This window comes from Alteromonas algae, assembly GCF_049117195.1.
In the GTDB taxonomy this organism is placed as follows: domain Bacteria; phylum Pseudomonadota; class Gammaproteobacteria; order Enterobacterales; family Alteromonadaceae; genus Alteromonas.
Window position 1 is genome coordinate 1,019,843 of sequence record NZ_CP185260.1, and the last position, 21,671, is coordinate 1,041,513.

General features: G+C 43.3%; 17 protein-coding genes. All 17 read left to right on the plus strand.

Annotation, left to right across the window (positions count from 1 at the left end):
• Positions 1 to 7 precede the first annotated feature (7 nt).
• The 17 genes from flgE to ACOJRU_RS04610 all read left to right on the plus strand — a co-directional run bounded on the left by flgE (position 8) and on the right by ACOJRU_RS04610 (position 21,565).
• Positions 8 to 1,393 (plus strand): flagellar hook protein FlgE, encoded by a 1,386-nt coding sequence (flgE, locus tag ACOJRU_RS04530; protein ID WP_421133857.1) that lies wholly within the window; start codon positions 8 to 10, stop codon positions 1,391 to 1,393.
• A gap of 147 nt (positions 1,394 to 1,540) precedes the next feature.
• Entirely contained in the window at positions 1,541 to 2,284 is a 744-nt protein-coding gene (locus ACOJRU_RS04535) for a flagellar basal body rod protein FlgF (RefSeq protein ID WP_421133858.1), read from the plus strand.
• 43 nt (positions 2,285 to 2,327) lie between these two features.
• Entirely contained in the window at positions 2,328 to 3,116 is a 789-nt protein-coding gene (flgG, locus tag ACOJRU_RS04540; RefSeq protein ID WP_421133859.1) for a flagellar basal-body rod protein FlgG, read from the plus strand.
• Positions 3,117 to 3,127: 11 nt separating this feature from the next.
• Positions 3,128 to 3,808: a flagellar basal body L-ring protein FlgH gene (flgH, locus tag ACOJRU_RS04545; protein ID WP_421133860.1), complete on the plus strand. Its 681-nt coding sequence runs from the start codon at positions 3,128 to 3,130 to the stop codon at positions 3,806 to 3,808.
• Between the two features lie 18 nt (positions 3,809 to 3,826).
• Positions 3,827 to 4,933: a flagellar basal body P-ring protein FlgI gene (locus ACOJRU_RS04550; RefSeq protein WP_421133861.1), complete on the plus strand. Its 1,107-nt coding sequence runs from the start codon at positions 3,827 to 3,829 to the stop codon at positions 4,931 to 4,933.
• Positions 4,933 to 5,898 (plus strand): flagellar assembly peptidoglycan hydrolase FlgJ, encoded by a 966-nt coding sequence (gene flgJ / locus ACOJRU_RS04555; protein ID WP_421133862.1) that lies wholly within the window; start codon positions 4,933 to 4,935, stop codon positions 5,896 to 5,898. Before ACOJRU_RS04550 ends, flgJ begins: the two co-directional genes overlap by 1 nt.
• An 18-nt stretch (positions 5,899 to 5,916) precedes the next feature.
• Positions 5,917 to 8,046 (plus strand): flagellar hook-associated protein FlgK, encoded by a 2,130-nt coding sequence (flgK, locus tag ACOJRU_RS04560; RefSeq protein ID WP_421133863.1) that lies wholly within the window; start codon positions 5,917 to 5,919, stop codon positions 8,044 to 8,046.
• A 6-nt stretch (positions 8,047 to 8,052) separates the two neighbouring features.
• Positions 8,053 to 9,276: a flagellar hook-associated protein FlgL gene (gene flgL, locus ACOJRU_RS04565; protein WP_421133864.1), complete on the plus strand. Its 1,224-nt coding sequence runs from the start codon at positions 8,053 to 8,055 to the stop codon at positions 9,274 to 9,276.
• A gap of 669 nt (positions 9,277 to 9,945) precedes the next feature.
• The gene (locus ACOJRU_RS04570) at positions 9,946 to 10,791 is read left to right on the plus strand and encodes a flagellin (RefSeq protein ID WP_421133865.1); all 846 of its coding nucleotides are present in this window, start codon (positions 9,946 to 9,948) and stop codon (positions 10,789 to 10,791) included.
• 667 nt (positions 10,792 to 11,458) lie between these two features.
• Complete coding sequence (locus ACOJRU_RS04575) at positions 11,459 to 12,304, plus strand: flagellin (RefSeq protein WP_421133866.1); 846 nt, start codon at positions 11,459 to 11,461, stop codon at positions 12,302 to 12,304.
• Between the two features lie 698 nt (positions 12,305 to 13,002).
• Positions 13,003 to 13,842: a flagellin gene (locus ACOJRU_RS04580; protein WP_421133867.1), complete on the plus strand. Its 840-nt coding sequence runs from the start codon at positions 13,003 to 13,005 to the stop codon at positions 13,840 to 13,842.
• Positions 13,843 to 13,931: 89 nt separating this feature from the next.
• Complete coding sequence (locus ACOJRU_RS04585; RefSeq protein WP_421133868.1) at positions 13,932 to 14,432, plus strand: flagellar protein FlaG; 501 nt, start codon at positions 13,932 to 13,934, stop codon at positions 14,430 to 14,432.
• 11 nt (positions 14,433 to 14,443) lie between these two features.
• The gene (gene fliD / locus ACOJRU_RS04590; protein WP_421133869.1) at positions 14,444 to 15,877 is read left to right on the plus strand and encodes a flagellar filament capping protein FliD; all 1,434 of its coding nucleotides are present in this window, start codon (positions 14,444 to 14,446) and stop codon (positions 15,875 to 15,877) included.
• Positions 15,878 to 15,893: 16 nt separating this feature from the next.
• Positions 15,894 to 16,322 (plus strand): flagellar export chaperone FliS, encoded by a 429-nt coding sequence (fliS, locus tag ACOJRU_RS04595; protein ID WP_421133870.1) that lies wholly within the window; start codon positions 15,894 to 15,896, stop codon positions 16,320 to 16,322.
• Positions 16,319 to 16,630 carry a hypothetical protein gene (locus tag ACOJRU_RS04600; protein ID WP_421133871.1) on the plus strand — a complete coding sequence of 104 codons (312 nt, stop codon included), beginning with the start codon at positions 16,319 to 16,321 and terminating at the stop codon, positions 16,628 to 16,630. The genes fliS and ACOJRU_RS04600 overlap by 4 nt, the downstream gene beginning before the upstream one ends.
• Before the next feature lie 205 nt (positions 16,631 to 16,835).
• Entirely contained in the window at positions 16,836 to 20,390 is a 3,555-nt protein-coding gene (locus ACOJRU_RS04605; protein WP_421133872.1) for a 6-hydroxymethylpterin diphosphokinase MptE-like protein, read from the plus strand.
• Between the two features lie 17 nt (positions 20,391 to 20,407).
• Positions 20,408 to 21,565 (plus strand): glycosyltransferase family 2 protein, encoded by a 1,158-nt coding sequence (locus ACOJRU_RS04610; protein WP_421133873.1) that lies wholly within the window; start codon positions 20,408 to 20,410, stop codon positions 21,563 to 21,565.
• The last annotated feature ends 106 nt before the right edge of the window (positions 21,566 to 21,671 follow it).

Sequence of the window (21,671 nt, forward strand, 5' to 3'; positions counted from 1 at the left end):
ATAAACAATGTCTTTTAATATTGCACTTAGCGGTGTTTCTGCCGCACAAAAAGATTTGGATGTAACCGCGAATAACATCGCAAACGTCAACACGGTTGGTTTTAAAGAGTCGCGCGCTGAGTTTGGTGACGTTTACGCGGCTTCGTTGCTCGCAGGCGGCAAAACCAAAGTCGGTGACGGTGTATTAACACAAGAAGTTGCCCAGCAGTTTTCTCAAGGTAGTTTAGCGTTTACTAATACCTCGCTTGATTTGGCCATTACGGGTAACGGTTTTTTTGCAACGGTGCCAGAAATTACATCACGAGATTTCTCGTTTACTCGAGCGGGACAGTTCAAGCTTGATAATGATAACTTTGTGGTAAACAGTAGCGGCGATAACTTACTTGGTTTTCCGGTTAACGCAGATGGTACAAGTGCATCAGTTGCATTGAGTACAACAGAGCCAGTTCGTATTCCTGATTCATCGGGGTCTCCTCAGCAAACCTCTGAAGTTGATATTCGAATGAATCTACCTGCTGGTGATCAAGGCCTAGATCCTGCTGATTTCAACCCAGACGACCCTCTTACCTATAATGCGGCAACATCAGTTACCGTCTATGACTCGCTAGGTGATAGTCACGTGATGACGTATTACTTTATTAAAGATAATACGCCGGGTGTGGATAACGAGTGGTATGTTGCAACAGCGGTAGATGACAACTTAGTGGATATGGTTGATTCAACCGGCGCGGATACCGACCCTGCTACTGCGGTTAATTCAGTAGGTGGAAATACCGGTAACGCCGTGACGGCCTCGAAGCTAATATTTTCACAAGGTGGAGATTTCGTTGGCGTAGAAACGCCTGATGGTTTATCAACGCTAGATTTTAAGCTACAGACAGAGGCGCTAGGTGCTACCGTATTGTCAAACGGCTCAGATCCCACGCAGCAGATAAGTGTTGATTTTAATTTAGACCCGGCAAGTGCAACGCCTAATGAGCCAACTCAGTTTGCGTCTGCATTTGAAGTAACCTCATTAGAGCAAGATGGTCTGCCTGTTGGGCGATTAACCGGTATTGATATTGGGCCTGATGGGTTAGTTCGAGCAACGTTCTCAAACGGAACCTCTGAGCCTATTGTCCGCGTAGCATTGGTTCGCTTTTCAAATGAACAAGGTTTAACGCAAGAAAGCAGTACGCAGTGGAAAGAAAGTATTCTTTCTGGTGAAGCGCTAGCGGGCGAAGCAACGACAGGTACGTTTGGTGAAATTAATTCATCAGCGCTTGAACAAGCTAACGTGAACCTCACAACAGAGCTTATCGATATGATTATTGCCCAACGGAATTTCCAGGCGAACTCACGAGCTCTGGAAGTAAACAACCAGCTTAACCAGACAATCTTGAATATTAGATAACGGAACTAACGTAGTTAAAAGCCGCAGCATCGCTGCGGCTTTTTCTTAGGCGACCTCTCTTACTTCCCTCAATTCTTACGTGACTCGCATGTTGGCATCAGCCTTGCAAAACAACAGGTATGGTTTAAACAGAGTCAAAAGTCAGTCATGGACAAACTTCTCTATATTGCAGCAAGTGGCGCCTCTCAAGACCTTCTAGGTACGGGAATACGGGCAAATAACTTAGCGAACGCGCAGACAACAGGTTTTCGTGCTCAGCTAGAGCAGGCAAGGTCAATGCCGGCTTACGGCGAAGGTTTGCCGACTCGCGTTTTCTCTATGACAGAAAGCCCAGCGAATAACTATGAATCTGGCCCTATGATCCAAACGGGGAGAGACCTTGATGTTGCAATTCAAGGTGATGGTTGGTTTGCCGTTCAGGATGAAAATGGCCAAGAAGCGTACTCTCGAGATGGTAACTTCAAGCTGGGTGATGACGGAATTTTGACAGACGTTCATGACCGAATGGTATTGGGAGACAACGGGCCTATCTTCTTACCCGTCCCTTTAGACAACTTGAATATTGCTAAAGACGGCACCCTCTCAATGCGTCAATTGGGAGCCCCTGCGAATGTTATTGAGGAAGTTGGGCGCCTTAAGTTAGTCAGTCCAAATTATGCAGATATGGAACGCGGTAATGATGGTTTGTTCCGAATGGAAGACCGCTCTATTGCCCCGGCTAGCGGTAATGTTCAACTCATGTCTGGAATGCTTGAAGGGTCTAACGTTAACGCGGTAGATGAGATGGTCAGTATGATCAGTTTACAACGTCATTATGAACTTCAAGTGAAAGTCATGAAACAAGCAGAAGAGCTTGATACACGCGGCAACACGCTGCTGAGAATTTTATAATTTAACGGTAACGTTGCGTATGGCGTGACGTCAGGAGGTTATTATGCATCCAGCTTTATGGATTAGTAAAACAGGATTGGACGCGGCGCAAACCGATGTGGCGGTTGTTTCAAACAACCTGGCGAACGCGTCTACCGTTGGCTTTAAGAAAGATCGCGCTATTTTTGAAGACTTACTTTATCAAAACATTAACCAGCCTGGCGGTCGTTCTTCAGCAGATACCGAGCTGCCGTCTGGGTTGATGCTTGGTTCGGGCTCAAAAGTCGTATCGACTCAAAAAGCCCATACTCAAGGTAATTTGTTGTCAACAGATAATGCCTTAGATATGTCTATACAAGGGCGCGGGTATTTTGAAATTCTCCAACCAGACGGTACAACGGCTTACTCAAGAAATGGTCAGTTTGCACTTAATGATCAGGGGCAGATTGTAACGTCGGGTGCGGGTTACCTGTTGCAACCTCAAGTTGCCGTACCAGAAGATGCTCAGCAAATTACTATCTCACAAGATGGACAAATAAGTGTAAGTATCCGAGGTCAGGCTGAACCCCAATTGCTAGGTCAAATGAACATCTCAGATTTTGTTAATCCAACAGGGTTACAACCTATTGGGCAAAACCTGTTCGTTGAGACGGCATCAAGCGGTGCGCCTATCCAAGGTATTCCTGGGCTTCAAGGATTAGGCAGTATTTCTCAAGGCACGCTAGAAACGTCGAATGTGAACGTGACGGAAGAGCTGGTCAACTTGATAGAAAGCCAAAGACTTTATGAAATGAACTCTAAAGTAATCTCTTCTGTTGACCAAATGCTTGGGCAAGTAATTCAACAGCTTTAATAGGTGAAGTTATGCGTAGTGTAGGCTTATTCTTTCTATTGCTTTTCACTGTTGGCTGTCAAAGCACGAGTGAACCGCCAGTGCAAGCGAACGACCCGTCATTTGCGCCAGTTGTGCCGGATTATCCGAAGCAACGCGTGGTGGAAGATGGTTCTTTGTATCGCGCGCATCTTGCGAACAGCCTCTATTCTGATGTTACTGCACGTCAAGTCGGTGACATTATTACCGTTACATTAAGTGAAAATACTGCGGCGACAAAATCTGCGAACACAACTACGTCTAGAGAAACAACAGCAGACCTACAGCCTATTACCGGGTTAGCCGGAAATGCTATAAACATTGGCGGACAATCGGTGCAACTTGGCCTGAATTCGTCCAATGATTTTTCCGGTGATGCCGCGGCAAATCAGAGCAATAGTTTAGAAGGAAGTATTACCGTTACCGTCGTTGATGTATTGCCTAATAACAACCTAGTCATACGGGGTGAAAAATGGATCACGCTTAACCATGGCGACGAATATATTCGTTTAACTGGGATAATAAGACCACTTGATATCGACCCAGATAATCAAGTGATGTCTACAAAAATTGCGAATGCGCGCATCCAATACAGTGGCACAGGCACCTTTGCTAAAGCACAAGAAAAGGGCTGGCTTGCTAAATTTTTCTCATCATCTTGGTGGCCTCTTTAAGAGTGAAGGAGTTATAGCATGCGTTTATTCTTGTTCGCGATTCTTACGTTAGGCTTTATTAGCCACGCTGACGCACAACGTATTAAAGACGTTGCATCTATTCAAGGTGTGCGCTCAAACCAACTTATTGGTTATGGTTTGGTGGTAGGGTTACCTGGAACCGGTGAACAGAACCCGTTTACTGAACAAAGCTTTAGAACCATGTTAGCTAACTTTGGGATTAGAATGGATGCCAATGTTAGGCCAAACACGCGTAACGTCGCAGCAGTGGCGGTGCATGCAGAACTGCCTCCATTTATTAAGCCTGGTCAAACTATCGATATTACGGTGTCTTCGGTCGGCGAGGCAAAGAGTTTACAAGGCGGTTCTTTGTTACAAACCTTCCTACGAGGTGTGGATGGAAAAGTATATGCCGTTGCGCAAGGTAGCTTGGTCGTCAGCGGTTTCGGCGCAGAAGGCGGCGACGGTTCGAGAATTGTTGTTAATACGCCGACCGTAGGACGAATTCCAAACGGTGCTATGGTCGAACAGTCGGTACCAAGTGGGTTCGCAAACGGCGATACATTGACGTTAAATCTTCATTACCCAGATTTTACGACAGCTAAATCACTTGCCGATACGATAAATGAGCGACTAGGTGCACAGCCTGAAAATGGATATACCATAGCTACCCCTATTGATGCGGCATCAGTTCGAGTCACCGCGCCACGAGACGTAGGTCAGCGCGTCGGTTTTCTTGCAACATTAGAAAACTTTGAATTTACGCCTGCTGAAGCGTCAGCAAGGGTGGTCATTAACAGCCGCACCGGCACTATTGTTATTGGGCGAGAAGTACGGTTACTGCCTGCGGCCATTACCCACGGAGGCTTGACGGTTACGATTGCTGAAAATCAGCAAGTTACTCAACCTAATGCGTTTGCCGACGGAGAAACCGCGGTTACCACCCAATCTATTGTTGATATCGATTTAGCAGACAGCCGAATGTTTAAGTTTGAGCCGGGCGTGACACTTGATCAACTCGTCAGAGCCGTGAACGAAGTCGGTGCCGCTCCGGGCGATTTGATGGCGATACTAGAAGCATTACGTCAAGCCGGTGCACTACGCGGTGAATTGGTGATTATCTAATGGAATCAATGAACTCGAAAAGCCAGTTAGATATGGCACGTAATGTCCATGATATGGGCAGTATTAATAAAATGCGTGAAGCCATTGCCTCGGGTGATGAAGGCGTATTGCAAGAGGCTGCGCAGCAGTTCGAAGCAATATTTGTTCAGATGATGCTTAAATCGATGAGAAAGGCGCAAGACGCGTTATCTGATAAAGATAGCCCGTTCAATTCTGAACAAGTTAAGTTTTATCGCGATATGCACGACCAACAATTGGCGACAGACCTTACCTCAAGCGGCGGTATGGGATTAGCAGATATTATTGTTAAGCAATTAGGCCAACATGACGACGCTTATACTCCTGCTAGTGTGATCAGAAATGATGGGAACATCGGTGATATAAAGCGCAACAGTGTAAATCAATCGACGCATACTGCAGTGGTATCGGCGCAAGATAGTATGCTTAATTCGGTAAGTACGGGTACAAAAGCGGCGAAAAAAGACAGCATGTTTGATACGCCAGAAGCGTTTGTTGAATCCTTAATGCCTTTTGCAGAAAAGCTCGCTGAGCAATACGGAATGGATGCTAAGGCAATCGTTTCTCAGGCTGCCGTTGAGACCGGGTGGGGAAAATTTGTTATTCACACTGCTGATGGAAAAAGTACGCATAATCTATTTGGTATTAAAGCAAATAAACACTGGGACGGTGAACAAGCGGTTGTAAGTACATTGGAGTTTTCGGGCAATGTGCCTCAGCAACAGAAAGCTGCATTCAGGTCGTATCAGTCAATAGAAGAGGCAATGAACGATTACGGCCGCTTCATCGCGTCTCAACCTCGTTACAAGCACGCAGTCGATAATGCAGCGAATGCGTCAGCGTACACGCAAGAGTTGCAAGCCGCAGGGTATGCAACCGACCCACAATACGCCGAAAAAATTATGGCTGTGTACAACAGCGAACGGCTCAATGGGCTTATGCCTTGAGGGTAGGGAGATAACGGTATGAGTGGTGTAGATTTATTTTCTCTGGCAACCAGCGGTGTAAATGCAAGTAGCAAGTTACTGCAAACAACCAGTAACAACATTGCGAACGTCAATACGCCAGGCTACGTTCGTGAACGAACAGAGCTTCAAAATAGTCAGGTTTTCGGTGTAGAGATTGGCAATACAGAACGTATTATCAATGTATTTGCACAAAACCAACTACGCCGAGACATTACACAGGTCGGAGAACTGGACTCGTTTTCGGCTAAAACTACTGCTATCGATAACCTACTCGCCAGCGAGGCAAATTCGCTTTCTCAAGGTTTCAGTGAATACTTTTCTGCTGTTCAAACCGCCGCTGATGACCCGACGAATTTAGCATCGCGCGAACAGGTGTTAGGAAAGTCAGAATCCTTATATCAACGGATGGGCACACTTTCTGATTACATGATTGAAAAAGAGGAAGAGTTGAATTTAGAATTCACTTCCTTAGTAAATCGTGCGAATAGCCTTATCGGGAATATTGGCGATCTTAATCGAAATATTGTTATCGCAAACGGAAATAATACCAGTGACCAACCTAGCGCGTTATTAAATGAGCGAGACCAAGCGGTAGAAGAACTTGCCTCTATCATGGGCATAGAGGTTAGGGAAAGCCGGGGACAAAACGGCGCGATCAACATTAATCTAAGCTCGGGCGAGTCGTTAGTGTTGGATAATGGCAAATTCAATCTCTTTGAGCTGAATACTAATGCCGACCTCACTTTTACCGAATTACAACTTGCCACTGATTTTGGCTCGCAAACAAAATCGGACACGACCATCAATGTGCTAGAAAGTGATCTAAGCGGCACGCTTGGTGGGCTTTTCAAGTATCGAAATGAAGTGCTAGGGCCTGCGATGAGAGACGTTGGTCAGCTTGCTGTTGCGTTTGCCGATGCTATGAATTCCCAGAACAAGCTGGGGATGGATTTAGATGGTCAGCTTGGAAGTAATATCTTTGATATTCCTACATTTAGAGGACTAGCCTACGAAGGAACCGTTGGTGATTATCAGGTAGAAGCGCAAATTACTCCCGGTAAAGGGGCTGAACTAAGTGATGCTGATTATCGAATTGAAGTAACCAATGTTGCAGGCGGCGTACCAAGTGAAATTGAAATTACGTTATTGAATGCCGACGGTTCAGCGAAAAAGGATGGCTCTGGTAATGACATTGTTTTTTCTAGTTATGCCGTGGGCGCTGGGTTCAACGAACTCCCTGGTGGTATTGAGATAGAATTTTCCGGAACGTCACCGTATACCGTTGGAAATGAGTTTCTGGTACAACCTACTAAAACCGTAGCATCAGCCATCACACTGGCAACAAATCGACCTGAAGATCTTGCGTTTGCAACGCCCGTGCGGGCACAAGCTGATGCAAGTAATTTGGGCAATGCTAATGTCGCTAGTGTTTCAGTGACGAATACCGAAGTGGGGGGCGGTACAGCCCAGTCTGCGTTTGATGGCGCAGGTGGTATTCACGATGTTGCGGGTTCTCCAAGCGCGACACTCGGTGCGCCAGCGCAGATTGTATTTACCGGGGCTGATAGCTATCAGGTGCTTGATGGGGCGTCGCCACCTAATGTAATCACTAACGTTTCCGGCGTAACGAATCTTAATAATTTGTTAGCGCAAGCTGAAACGAATGGGGCTGCGCCGGCTTGGCCCGCTGCATTCTCTTCGTTAGATGATTATCCGGGTTACGATATCAGTATTGACGGTGTGCCGAGAGCGGGCGATAGCTTTTCAATTGAATTTAATACGGACGGGTTTAATGATAATAGCAATGCGTTATCAATAGCTGGGTTACAGCGAGACCCGCTCGTACAAGTAAGTAGCGAATCAACCAATACACCACGTACCTTTCAAGACGCTTATGCGTCAATGGTGGGGCGTATCGGTGAAGATACCGCAATGGCAAATGTGTCATTAGCATCGGCAGAGGCCATGAAAGTCCAGTCTCAGAACTGGTTTGAATCTGTGTCTGGTGTAAGCTTAGATGAGGAAGCGGCTAACCTAATAAAGTATCAGCAGTCTTATGCCGCCGCGGCAAGAATTTTGACAACGGCGCAAGAGTTGTTTAATACGATACTTCAATCGGCCAGGTAATTAATTATGCGTATATCAACAAGCCAAATTTATGATCAGAATGTGCGTTCAATTATGAACAATCAGGAAGAGCTTATAAAAACGCAAGAACAACTTGCGACCGGCAAGCGTATTATCACCCCGTCGGATGATCCCGTTGGTGCGGCTAAGGTGTTGCGGCTTACTGAAGAAATTGACGCGCTCGACCAGTTTAAACGCAATAATGACTTGGTGACCGGATCGTTAGAGCAGCAGGAGGCGGTCCTAACCAACATTACGAACTCGATAAACCGTGCTAGAACGCTGGTGGTTCAGTCGGGCTCGGGTATCCTTGCCGATCCAGATAAGCGCGCTATCGGTGCAGAATTAGAACAAATCAAACTCGAAATCTTCGATTTAATGAATACGCAAGATGCTGATGGAAACTACATTTATGCAGGCTACCAGTCGGGCAATCAGGCATTCTCTTACAACCCCGCTGCAACGGGAAATGCTATTACGTTTTCCGGTGATGCAGGGGTTAGCTTTGTGCAGCTTTCAAATAGCTCTAAAATTCAGTCAACAAGCAATGGTTATGAAGTGTTTGAAAACGTGCTATCGCGCTTCAAGTTTTCTGTTACTGGGAGCTCTGTTGCCAATTTCGAAAGTGCAAAAGTAAGTGAACAAGGCACATTTGATACCTTTTTTGATAAAAATTACGATCCCGTCACAGCGGCGAACAATAACTACAGAGTAACATTTCTTGCTGGCAATCAAGCGCAGGTAACGAATACCGGTACGGGAGCTATTGTTGATACGGTTGGCTTTACTTCTGGTTCGCCATTTACCGTAAAAGGAATGCAGTTTGAAGCCTCTACTGTGGCGGGCGATACAATAGACTTTTCATTGAACCCACCAGAAAAGAAAAGTATGGCAGAGTCGCTTCATGTGCTCCAAGAGATATTAATGGACAGCACAATCGACAATAGTGCCTTGCAAGAAGCCATAGCAGATTCGCTTGTGGGGCTAGACAACGGACTTGAGAAAATATCGCTTGAACGTGCCTCTATTGGTAGCCGTCTTAATATTGCAGAGTCAGTTTATGAGAGTAACTTGGACATGGAGATAGCGGCAAAAGCGTCGAGGTCTTCGCTTCAAGATGTTGATTACGCAGAAGCATCGACCGATTTTGCAAAGCAAGAAACAGCGCTTAATGCCGCGCTGCAATCTTTTTCTAAAGTAACCGACTTATCGCTTTTTAATTTTATCTAGTTTAATGAGGTGTTTTTGTGGTGAGTGATATTAGGCATATAGCCAAGATAATCAAAAGCTCGCCGAAAATTGGTCTTCAGGGACACTAGAAATAACATATTCCCCCAAGCTTATCTTGAACTGTTCGTGATCCATAGAAAAGTCAGACGTAATTAACTTTTTTCAGCAACATATTTTGTTGTTAAGTTCTAATGACGTCGGTGAAAAAGAGATACTATTTCACACCACACCACAGCATTTATTTTTATCAGAAAAATCTCATCTACGAGGTTAGTCACGTATAGGCGACAGCTATAACAGCCTATCTAAAACCAATATCATTGAAATGCTTTTAGATACGCCAACTTCCATTGTTTTCTCCACAACGTTAAAAAGCAAAAACGTTTTCGGCATTTCGTTATATGGACATCCGATCCACATTCTTTAACTAAAAATCATCATGAATAAACTTTTAAAAACCGTTATTTAGCGAACTGAATGCGGCAAAGTAATACCGCATTACGGCAAATTTTGTAATTTTTTCTAAAGGGAATCGTAGAGCAGTCGATAAGGACTATGAGAGAGCCAGTTCATCAATTACCCCTCAGGTATTGGTGACTACTAAAAACGTAATCGCCGGTACCACCGGCAGCCAGCAACCCGCTGGACTGAGAGTGTAGGAGAGACTTTATGTCTATGTTTGTAAATACCAATGTGTCCTCATTGAATGCCCAGCGTCAGTTATTTGATGTTAGCAAATCTTTGAGTACATCTTTTGAACGCCTTTCATCAGGTTTTCGTATTAACAGTGCGTCTGATGATGCCGCCGGTCTCCAAATAACAGATCGAATGACATCGCAGGTTCAAGGCTTAAACCAAGCTGTTCGTAATGCGAATGACGCAATATCGTTATCGCAAACTGCAGAGGGTGCGCTATCTGAAACGACCACCGCATTGCAACGTATTCGTACATTAGCGGTACAGTCGCAAAACGGTATTAATAGCTCAGCTGACCGTGTAGCTCTGCAAAAAGAAGTGTCAGCTTTGCGCACTGAAATATCGAGAATCTCTACTACTACGCAATTTGCTGGTGTAAATCTTCTTAGCGGCGATTTCTCAGCTAAATTCTTAGTAGGTGCAAATGCAGGCCAAACCATCTCTGTGAACTTGTCATCACAAGCGCTTACCAGAGCGGGTGTTAATGGTTTTAGTGCAACGGGTCTGGGCATTACAGCGAATGATGTGCTTACAACCGGCAATGCGTCAGCAATGTTAGGAAACATCGATACAGCAATCTCTGCCATTGGTGGTTTACGTGCAGACTTAGGTGCGCTTCAAAACCGCTTCCAGTCTACGATTCGTAACCTGAGCAACATCTCGGAAAATGTATCTGCAGCACGTTCACAGATCAAAGATACTGATTTTGCAACAGAAACTGCAAACCTAACACGTAATCAGATTATCCAGCAGGCAAGTACTACGGTATTGTCTCAGGCAAATCAGCGTCCACAGGCCGCATTGTCGTTACTAGGTTAATAACAGATACAAAGGTGAAGCCAGGAGGTAGTACTTTAGGTTCGTAACCTTTATTTGTTCATTATAATAAAAGCCAGCATTGTATGCTGGCTTTTTTATTTATTATAAATCAACAGCTTCCTGCTTCTACATACGTTACTCACGAAAATTATCAAAAAGAACACAAAAAAAGCTAAAGGAATTTTTGTTATCGGACGATAACAAATACAAAGGGGGCGTTGTAGGTAAATACTCTTTCAACCCTTCAAAATAATAATAATAAGATTAATTTATTTTGTTTTTAGTTACTTTAAGTTTTTGTATTTTAAAAATTTTAGCTATGAGAATCAGTGGCTTAATTTTACAAAAAAAGATTTAAAAACTTCTAAAGAAAAAATGAATATTAGTCGATAAAAAGGTAAGTAAGGCTGAAGGTAAGTTAGGAGCTGCTAACCGGCGAGAATGAAGCCAGGAGGTAGTGAGAGGTTTGAGGTTCTGGAACATCAAACCCACCGGTCAGCAAAAGAGAAGGTTACTTCTCTGTGTAGCAAGCTTAATCGGGGGTGACCCTACTAAGCGTCAGAAAAACATCTGACAATTTAATTAAGCACAGCTTATGCCAAAAAATTTTAAACGCGCAAATAATAATAAAAATAGCGCACTACACTTAAACTGTTAGGAGAGACTCATGAGTCTATTTGTAAATACCAATGTGTCATCGCTGAATGCACAACGTCAATTGTTCACAACAGGTAACAACCTAAGTACAGCGTTTGAACGTTTATCTTCAGGTTTTAGAATTAACAGCGCTGCTGACGATGCTGCTGGTCTTCAGATTACAGACCGCATGACTTCGCAAGTTCAAGGGCTTAACCAAGCTGTACGTAACGCGAATGATGCTATATCACTCTCGCAAACGGCAGAAGGTGCGTTATCTGAAACAACAACTGCGCTTCAACGGATCAGAACATTAGCAATTCAATCGCAAAATGGTATTAACAGCTCAGCTGACCGCGTTGCACTACAAAAAGAGGTATCCGCACTAAGAACAGAGATTTCTCGAATTGCTACTACAACTCAGTTTGCAGGTGTAGACGTGCTATCGGGAGCGTTTTCTGCCAAGTTTCTTGTTGGTGCGAATGCCGGTCAAACTATATCGGTCAATCTTTCAAGCCAAGCACTTACACGTGCAGGTGTTAACGGGTTCAGTGCTACAGGGTTGGGTATAACCGATGCTAACGTATTAACTGAGTCAAGTGCATCTAGCTTGTTAAGTGCGGTAGACAGCGCAGTTTCTGCTGTAGGTGGAATTAGAGCTGACCTCGGTGCACTTCAAAATCGTTTCCAATCTACGATCAGAAACTTAAGTAATATTTCTGAAAATGTATCGGCGGCAAGGTCACGTATCAAAGACGCAGATTTTGCCACAGAAACGGCAGAGCTTAGCCGTAACCAGATACTGCAGCAGGCAAGTACAACGATTCTCGCGCAGGCGAATCAGCGTCCACAGGCCGCATTGTCATTACTAGGATAATTTTAACGAGGCGTTTTTTAGGGAAGGAGTTGAGAGGCCATCCCCCAAAAGAAAGCGGCCAATAAGGCCGCCTCTTAAAGAAAATGCCGACTAACAGGACTGAGAGTGTAGAAGCGTTGGTTGAGAGGCCAGTTTGTCCTACTAAATACCTGCCAGCCGACAGAAACTGAATTTGCTCTATCTCCTAACGTGAGCAAATTGGCCGAGAACATCGTGTCTCGGCCTTTTTTTATATTTACCGAAACGCCCGCCAATTTCAAATATTCATGTGAGCAACATGATAATTCAAATATAACGTAGCAGATTTGATGCCACCTTTTCATCTTTCATCAATCTTGTTCAGACGATAGCCTTTTTAACTTCACGATGTAATCTCGCATTTTCGCATTTTCCCTTTATGGCACTAAAGCTAATTTCCCCATAAAAACATTACGCTCCAGCGTTTTTATCTAATATTTTTGAAATTTTTTTTGGTTATTTTTATCAACTAAAACATGCATTTATGCATTTATTTTATCTTCTTTATAAAAAAATTGAAAAAAAAGCTAAAGAACCTCAAGCATTGGTCGATACCTATTGTTGAGGGGTAATTTATTTACTTTATGAGAGGGATTGGAAGGGAGTAGTGACCCGACCAATTTGAACTGGAAGGATTTGATGCGTAATAAAACATCATCGAATCCCTAGGAGGTAATCTAATGTCTTTATTCGTAAATACTAATGTATCTGCGTTAAACGCACAACGTCAGCTTTTTGACGTTAGTGACCGTTTGAACACATCTTTTGAAAGACTGTCATCAGGGTTTCGAATCAATAGTGCATCTGACGATGCTGCCGGTCTTCAAATTTCAGACCGTCTAACATCGCAGGTTCAGGGTTTGAACCAAGCGGTACGTAATGCAAATGATGCAATCTCGTTAACGCAGACTGCTGAAGGTGCGTTAGGTGAGGTAACATCGAGCCTACAGCGTATCAGGCAGTTAGCGGTTCAGTCTCAAAACGGTATCAACTCATCGGCTGACCGCTTAGCACTTCAGAAAGAAGTTTCAGCACTTCGTACTGAAATTTCACGCATCGCAACTGATACGCAGTTCGGTAATGTGAACCTGCTTAACGGTAGCTTCTCTGCGTCGTTTCTTGTTGGAGCGAATGCGGGACAGACGATTTCTGTAAATCTATCATCTGGAAGTCTAGGGTCTATAAGCGGGTTTAGCGCTACCGGACTTGGTATTACTTCCAACGGTGTAGACACAGCGACAGGCGCATCGGCGCTACTTTCGGATGTTGACGCTGCGATATCTGGTATTGGTGCTGTTCGTGCTGATTTAGGTGCGCTGCAAAACCGTTTCCAATCTACTATTCGTAATTTAAGCAACATCAGTGAAAACTTATCTTCGGCACGTTCACAGATAAGAGACACAGATTTTGCTGCTGAAACCGCTGAATTGACGCGTAACCAGATTATTCAGCAGGCATCTGTATCTGTACTAAGTCAGGCAAATCAGCGCCCGCAAACTGCGCTATCTTTGCTCGGATAAGCTATAATTTAAAAACCTTAGTTGAGATATAACGGGTGCTTGCTAATTCAGTAAGCCCCGTTTTGTCGTTTCAATGGGAGGGTAGTAATGTGAATATTCAAAACAGTCAAATTGGTCAATCTTTTGCATCTACTGCACAAGTAACGTCGACTGCTCAGGTTGCATCGCCGCAATCTGCAGATGACACGAGTATTGCACTTGAACCAAGGCGGAAATTGTCAGAGGGTGTCGAAAAAATAGACATTCCACAAGGCGGAACGTCAACAGAAAATAGTGGTGATAGTGCGTCGAAAAATAGTGTTCAAGCTTCTCTGTCTCAGGCCGATAAACTTGATAGAGAGAGTTTGAATGAACGTTTAGATAGCGCAGTCCAAGAAGTTGAATCTTTCTTGAAAGGTCAAAATAGAAATTTAACATTTTCTATCGATGACGAAACAAAGCGTTCAATTGTTACGGTTAAAGACTCGCAATCGGGCGATGTAATTCGGCAGATTCCTTCCGAGGAAGTATTGAAGTTAGCCGAGAGAATCCAAGAGCTCCAGCAAGATGTTGGAAGTAGCGTGGGAGTCTTTATCAACAACGAGGTTTAATGAGGTAGGTTATGACAATTCAGTCGCTTGGTGTAGGGTCGGGTTTAGCGCTCGACGATTTAGTACAGCAGCTGCTTCAGGCAGAGCGTGCACCTAAAGAAGCACGTTTAAATGCCAAAGAAGAAAAATTAGAGGCTGAAATATCGGGCTTAGGTCAGATTAAGTCTAAGCTATCGTCGTTCAAAGATGCCGTTGACGATTTAAGAAGCGATAACGACATTAACGGGCGTGAGCCAACGATTACCAACCCCAGCGAAGACGACGATGTACTTTCTGCTGAGGCGTCAAATTCCGCACTTCGTGGCACGTATGATATTGTCGTAGAAGAACTTGCATCGGGCAGTCGCATTACTACCGATGCTGGTGCGTTTTCCTCAAGTAGCGAAGCTGTTTTAACCGCCGGTACAGGTTCGTTAACCTTTGACGTTGGCGGGAGCGAAAGCTTCACTGTCAATATTAATGCGGGTACGTCTTTAACGGCCCTGCGAGAAGCCATAAATAACGCAGACGACAATTTCGGCGTAACGGCAAACATCATTGATACCGGCACAGGTGCTGGTCCCCGGCTTGTATTCTCATCAAGCGAAACAGGCACAGGCAACGACCTCAATATTACCAATGACACAGGTGTCGCCGAGCTAGACAGGTTGTCTACAACAGGCGGTGCATCGAGCATTAACGCCTTGAATATTGAAGGTGCGACCAACGCTGTTGCTTACATAGATGGTATTGAAGTTCAAAGCAGCACGAACACTTTCGAAAATACGATTCAAAACGTTTCTTTCGACGCTAAAGAGATATCGCCAAAAGATGCGGTAGGTGACTTCATATCGACCAAGCTTGAAATAGGATACGACCGAGAGGGTCTCGATAAAAAAGTTCGTGATTTTGTAGATAATTACAACGGTTTAATTGACGAAATTAAAACGCTCACCCGTTATGGTGAATCAGAGCTTGAAGATGACGGCGCATTAGCTGGAGACTCTTTATTACGAGGAATTCAAGGCGGCTTAGCATCCATTGTTGGTGGTAGCGTGAGCTCTTCGGCCCTAGGAGGACTTTTTCAGCTCGGTATAGAATTTGCTGATGATGGCAAAATAGAAATAGGCTCTACCGATTTTGGTCTTGGCTCGGGTGAAGATAGATTTTCAGACGCATTAGAAGACAGTTTTGATGAAATTGCGAAGTTGTTTACTGACCCTGATGAAGGGATTGCAGTCCGTCTTTATGATTTCACTAAAGAGTATACGTCATTTAGTGGGTTGATAAGTTTAAGAGAGCGAGCAGCGAAAGATGATCGAGATGATCTCTTTGATGAGCGAGAGCGCCTAGAACTGCGCATGTTAAGTGTTGAGGATACGTTACGTAGTAAGTATCTTAACCTTGACCAAACGGTGGCTCAGTTAAATCAAACAAGCTCTGCGTTGCTAGCTTCACTCGGATAAGATAAACGGAGAAATTATGTCGCTTAAAGGTATCAATGCATACAAAAAGGGTAATTTGAAACAGGATATCGCTTCTGCAGATCCTCATCGTTTAACATTAATGCTAATGCAAGGTGCCTTGGACCGCATAGCTTATGCTAAAGGCGCTATGGAACGAAAAGATTTGGTTTCAAAATCAGATTTCATTTCAAAGTCGAGCGCGATCATTATGCACCTTCGCGACACCCTTGATATTGAAGCAGGGGGAGACGTTGCTGAAAATATGTTTGCCTTATACAACTACATGATTGAACGTTTAAGTGATGCACACATAAACAATGACTTGAATATTTTAGACGAAGTGTCTAGCCTGTTATCACCAATACGCGACGCATGGGTTCAAATTCCTGAAGAAGCTAAACAGGAAGCATACGAAGCCCAGCGTCAAAAACGACAAGCCGTGTGAAAGTAGAAGACCTTAATCATATCCACACTCCAGCTGAATTACGTGAGCTTAATGAAAAGTTAGTCGTTCAGTTGGAAAACGCCAATTCTTCAGATTACGCTGAGCTCAATCTTCTGTTAGCTCAGCGAGACTCGCTAATCAATACCTACTTGGAAGTCCTTCAACCGGATGACAAAAAAGCGTTCGCAACGTTAGAGCTTGAGGTCAACAATTCGCTCAAGGATTTGGCGCAAAGTTTGCTTGAAACATCAAAAGAAGACATTATTCAGTTTGTTAGAGCCAAAGCAGCGGTTAAGAAATATAAATAAACCCATAATCATCGCCGTGTTTTAATTCGAAAGTTTTACTTTTGGATGACCTATTGGCTGTCATCGTCATTTTTATCATCAAAAGATAATCATAATACTCTGGCAAATCTAACTAGGCGTTGAGTTCATGCACTAATGACCTCTTTATGTTGAATGCTTTCTGATACTTGAACTCATGTTGTGAGACGTTGGAGTCGAATAAGTTATGTTAGAAGATATAAGAATCCACCTAGATGCGGACGAAGCACAACAACGTCAGCGCGAGAAATTGTCGGCTGAAGAGGCCATACGTAATTTTCGTCGTAACGTTTCAGCATTTAAAGCCTATGTTCCTTCTCTCGCGGAGACCATAGAGCAAAGCAAAATACGCGATATTTCAATTTTCACTAACAGCAAAGGTGAATTTAATATCGTGAATTACAGTAATGGCTTGGTGTTCTACAATCTTAATCCAGAGAAAGAAGTGGCTGCCCAGTATGTTGAGAAAAGCAGACATTGTACTTACTGCGATATAACAAATAGTGAATTTGAATTCCAACCTAGTAAAGGTGATGTTAAGTCTTTATTAGACGTTCCTTCATATGCTAGTCATCAATCTCAGCCTCCTTTGGAGAAAGATATTAATGTGCTTGTGGTCATGGGAATCGGTTTGGGCTGGCACATCAAAACATTGGTGGAACAGCATAATATCAAACACATAGTAATTTATGAGCCGGAAGAGCAGTATTTTCTCGCATCGATGTATGCAATGGATTGGCGCGCTACTCTTGAGAGCGCAAAAAAGAAAGGTACTGGACTTTATTTTCAGCTCAATAATGATGGAACATCATTAGCCAGCGATATTGAAGAGCTGAGAATGCATGCCCCTGTTTCAGGCTTCTACTTCTATCGCCATTATAATTGCAATACATTTAATGCGTTGGAACATGCCCTACTTACATCAAGTTGGAAGCAATTTAGCAAAAATGGCATCAGTCGACAGTTAAGAGAATCTCAAGAAAATATATTGCCCATATGGAGCAATCCTATCTCACTATCGTCCCTCGAATTTGCCCAGAAGAATGACCTGTTCAAAAACAATATTGCGTCGTTTAAGCGCTACGTACCTAGTATTGCAAGTGAGTTCGAAAATTATGAACCTGATTACTGGTTACCAGTTCAGGATAAGCAAAATAACGTTAATATTGTTAGCGGGCACTCACTAACTAACTGGTATAGCGCAACGCCATTCGCTGATGCGCGCGTGAATTTTGATAGCTTCAGCCAGTACCCTAACAAAGATGGACTCGTTTTGGGTTATAACGGTGTGAAGCTAAAGCATTATCATCATTTCCAATTTGTTAAACAGGCGGAGAAGTTGCTAAAGGCAGCGGGTGATAAAACGAGTAAATTGCCTCAGCAGATTAAGTCTCTTATTCTTTTTGGTATCGGACCACAGCTTAGTACTTTGTTTGAAAATAATGAGGTTGAAAAGCTTTTTATCTGTGAACCAAATCGTGATTTATTTTACGCGTCGTTATATCTAATAGATTGGACTGAACTTCTTGAGAATGTCGACCGGGCTGGAGGGCGGCTTTACATAAATGTGGGCGACGATGGCTCAAACCTATTTAGGGATCTTTTGAATCAGTTCTATTCTGTTGGCCCATACATACTTGCGAACACCTATTTTTACCAAACCTATCATAATACAACGATGGTACATACCATTAGTCAGCTACGAGAGCAGTTGCAAGTGGTTATTGCGATGGGCGAAAACTTTGACCATGCTCGTTATGGAATCGCGCACACCAAAGAAACCCTCGGTCGTCGGTATCCATTGCTAGGTAAAAACCCAGCTAGCAAATTGCCGTTGGCCGATAAGGAAATTCCCGTATTTATCGTTGGTAATGGCCCTTCGCTTGATGAAACAATTAGTACTATCAAAGCGCTGAGGGAACGGGCGATTATAGTCTCCTGTGGTACGGCGCTAATGCCCTTGTATAAGAGCGGTATTGTCCCCGATTTCCATGCTGAGATTGAACAGAACCGTTCAACGTTCGACTGGAGCTGCAGAATTAATGATTTTGAATACCTAAAGCAGGTCGACCTTCTTTCATGTAATGGCATTCATCCCGATACCTGTGCCTTGTTTCGCAATACCTACATTGCTTTTAAAGAGGGCGAGTCATCTACCGTATCATCACTGAATATACTCGGGGAAAAGAACTACGAAGAATTGCAGTTTGCGTACCCAACGGTGTCTAATTTTGCAATTAACCTATTTACTTTACTTGGCTTTCAGCAACTCTATTTATTTGGTATTGATTTAGGTTTCGCAAATAAAGACAAACACCATTCCATGCAGTCTGGTTATTATGACGAAAAAGGCCAAGAAAAATACAGTTATTCATCTCGGCACAACACAAGTATTGTAGTGCCGGGTAACTTCAAACCAACCGTGTTTACAAAATACGAATTCAAAGTTTCAAAAGCGATTATAGAACGAACCTTAGCAAAAGTGAGAGTAGACTGCTTTAATACGAGCGACGGTGCGCGTATTTCTGGCACTAAACCCTTGCGAGTCGACGATATTCTTCTAGTTTCTACCCGTGAAGAGAAAGATAAGGTGCTAGCGAAAGTGAAAGGTGAACTGTTTACATCACTTTGCGGTGACGATGACTTTTTTGAAACCTATGATGCTTTCTATCACCAACCTACACTTAAAAATCAGTTAGAAGAGTTTATCGGTATTACACAAAATGTGTTTGAGTCTTCTGATGATGCTGAGCGGTATACTGAGCGGTTAAAAGAAAAGCTACTTTCTTCATATCAACAGGGGAAGTCGTTGTTATTTTATTATCTTTACGGCACCGTAAATTTTGCAAACTCAGCATTCAGCAAATTGTTATATTCGAGTGAGGCCGAGTGCGACAAGGTTAGCCGCCTAAATGCGCTTCGCGAAGTTTGGTTAGGAACATTGGAAGCTATAACAGGCGCAATTCTGCAGGAGCATCAGACTTTTGATCATGTCTCTAGCTTTGTTCCAGAGCGTGAAACCGTATTTATGAGGGAGCAGAGTCAAGTATTCAAAGCGACTTCGATGCTAAATTGCGTGGAAAACCAAAATATAAGACAGTATTTAGATGCAGTTGCTAAACGTAAAAATGATTGGTTAATTGCCGCGCATTCCACGGAGGAAAACGTTGCATTGCTATGTGATGATAGGGTGGCGCTGGCGAGAGTTGATGAGGCGTATAAATATAACGTTATTGTTCAAATAGATGAAAATACAAAACCACAAGATTTAGCACAATGCCTTAATAAGCAGTACACGGTTGTTTATCATCATTCTGAGTTTGATTTTACGCGCGATGTTGATGCTTACTTAAAAGGCGATTCAATTTTCTATCATGCGCTGAGCAAAGCATCTTGGACTGTGAAGGCCTGGATACAGCGACACATTGCCGTGCTCATTATTCCGAAGTTGTATTTCGTTGGTGAAAGCAAAGAACTATCCGACAAGTTACGTGAATATGCACAAGACGTTTTGGCAAAGTTTTCATCTGACCTAGAATATATCGACTTTCCGAATTACATCATGGTGCCAAAAGATAACGTTCAATATAACGATTATATTGTCGATAGATTGGGCAACCGTGGTGTTGTTTGTGTCGGTAAACCAACCGCAGAGTCATTATTTTTTGAAGGCGTTAGTGCGAGCGAAGGGCAGCAGCAAATCAAAAATAATATGCTATGGTGGGGCTTTGAAAGCGAGTAGTGACTGTGTCTAAGGAAATGAGTGCTTCCGTTAGTGGGCCTTTAGTCTCTGTGATCGTACCGAATTACAGGCATGAAAAATACCTTGAAAAAAGGCTTAGGACTATTGTCCAACAAACATATCAAAATATTGAGATCATATTACTTGACGATGCAAGTCCTGATGACAGTGCGAAATTGCTCATGAACTTTGCTTCGACCTGTGAAAAAGTCAGCGCGCTAGATATCAACAAGACTAATTCGGGGTTACCTATTTTACAGTGGGTAAAAGGTGTAGCTTCGGCGAAAGGTGAGTACATTTGGATTGCTGAAAGTGATGACGAAGCGGAACCTGAGTTTATTTCTGAATTGCTCGGTTTGCTTGCTAAACATCCCTCGGCAGGCTTTGCGTATTGCGACAGTAAGGTTGTCAATGAGGAAAGTGACGTTATCGCTAACTATGACTATACCTCTACACATTATTCAGATAATGGCTTGTGGGAAAAAGACTTCTGTATTAACGGACGAGATTTTGTTGCTAATTACATGGTTTACCGTAATTTAATCCCTAACGTGAGTGCAGTGTTATTTAGAACCTCAGTTTTGAAAGACAATTTATGTAAAAGTCCCCTGAAGTATTGCGCAGATTGGGAACTGTATAACAAAATACTGCTATCTTGCGACGCTGCGTTTTCTCATGCGCCGATGAACAAGTTTCGAAAGCATATTCAAACAACCCGTTGGCACGATACAAAAAGCTATTCAATAGAACTGAGAGAAAAGTTTGGGCTATTGAAATCTCTCAAGCGTTCTTTTTCATCGTATTCACGTGCGCAAAGGAATATTGATTCTTCACTGCGTTATATCTTTGCAAATAGACATAAATATAAGAGAGTGGAGAGTCTTTGCACTAAATTATCATTATTGGATAACGCATCGATTAAGACCCTTTATGTATTTGGTGCCAACGATATTGCTGAACGCGTTGTTGAAACTTCGCTAGCCATGGGTATTATGCCTGTTGTTGTGGATACCTATAAGGCAGGGCAAATCTGTAAAGGAATGAAGGTAACAGAGTTTGAAGGTCATGATTTGAGCCCTTCTAGTGTTGTTGTTATTTGCTCTTTAGGGCAACAAGATGCAATGCTAACACTACTTGAAAAACGAGGGTTTAAAGGTCGACTGTTGAGAGTGTAGAGCAAAATACGGAGACGCATTTTGTCATAGTTGACAATTGGCCCAAGAATAAGTCCCCTAGAACTGCTCAAGTCTGTAAGAAACTGGCCGACATAAAGATAATTAA

Coding starts and splice junctions, on each gene's coding strand:
- fliD (WP_421133869.1), top strand. CDS start 14,444: ATGACAATTCAGTCGCTTGGTGTAGGGTCGGGTTTAGCGCTCGACGAT.
- ACOJRU_RS04580 (WP_421133867.1), top strand. CDS start 13,003: ATGTCTTTATTCGTAAATACTAATGTATCTGCGTTAAACGCACAACGT.
- flgG (WP_421133859.1), top strand. CDS start 2,328: ATGCATCCAGCTTTATGGATTAGTAAAACAGGATTGGACGCGGCGCAA.
- ACOJRU_RS04605 (WP_421133872.1), top strand. CDS start 16,836: ATGTTAGAAGATATAAGAATCCACCTAGATGCGGACGAAGCACAACAA.
- flgJ (WP_421133862.1), top strand. CDS start 4,933: ATGGAATCAATGAACTCGAAAAGCCAGTTAGATATGGCACGTAATGTC.
- flgL (WP_421133864.1), top strand. CDS start 8,053: ATGCGTATATCAACAAGCCAAATTTATGATCAGAATGTGCGTTCAATT.
- ACOJRU_RS04535 (WP_421133858.1), top strand. CDS start 1,541: ATGGACAAACTTCTCTATATTGCAGCAAGTGGCGCCTCTCAAGACCTT.
- ACOJRU_RS04570 (WP_421133865.1), top strand. CDS start 9,946: ATGTCTATGTTTGTAAATACCAATGTGTCCTCATTGAATGCCCAGCGT.
- fliS (WP_421133870.1), top strand. CDS start 15,894: ATGTCGCTTAAAGGTATCAATGCATACAAAAAGGGTAATTTGAAACAG.
- ACOJRU_RS04575 (WP_421133866.1), top strand. CDS start 11,459: ATGAGTCTATTTGTAAATACCAATGTGTCATCGCTGAATGCACAACGT.
- flgH (WP_421133860.1), top strand. CDS start 3,128: ATGCGTAGTGTAGGCTTATTCTTTCTATTGCTTTTCACTGTTGGCTGT.
- flgE (WP_421133857.1), top strand. CDS start 8: ATGTCTTTTAATATTGCACTTAGCGGTGTTTCTGCCGCACAAAAAGAT.
- ACOJRU_RS04550 (WP_421133861.1), top strand. CDS start 3,827: ATGCGTTTATTCTTGTTCGCGATTCTTACGTTAGGCTTTATTAGCCAC.
- flgK (WP_421133863.1), top strand. CDS start 5,917: ATGAGTGGTGTAGATTTATTTTCTCTGGCAACCAGCGGTGTAAATGCA.
- ACOJRU_RS04610 (WP_421133873.1), top strand. CDS start 20,408: ATGAGTGCTTCCGTTAGTGGGCCTTTAGTCTCTGTGATCGTACCGAAT.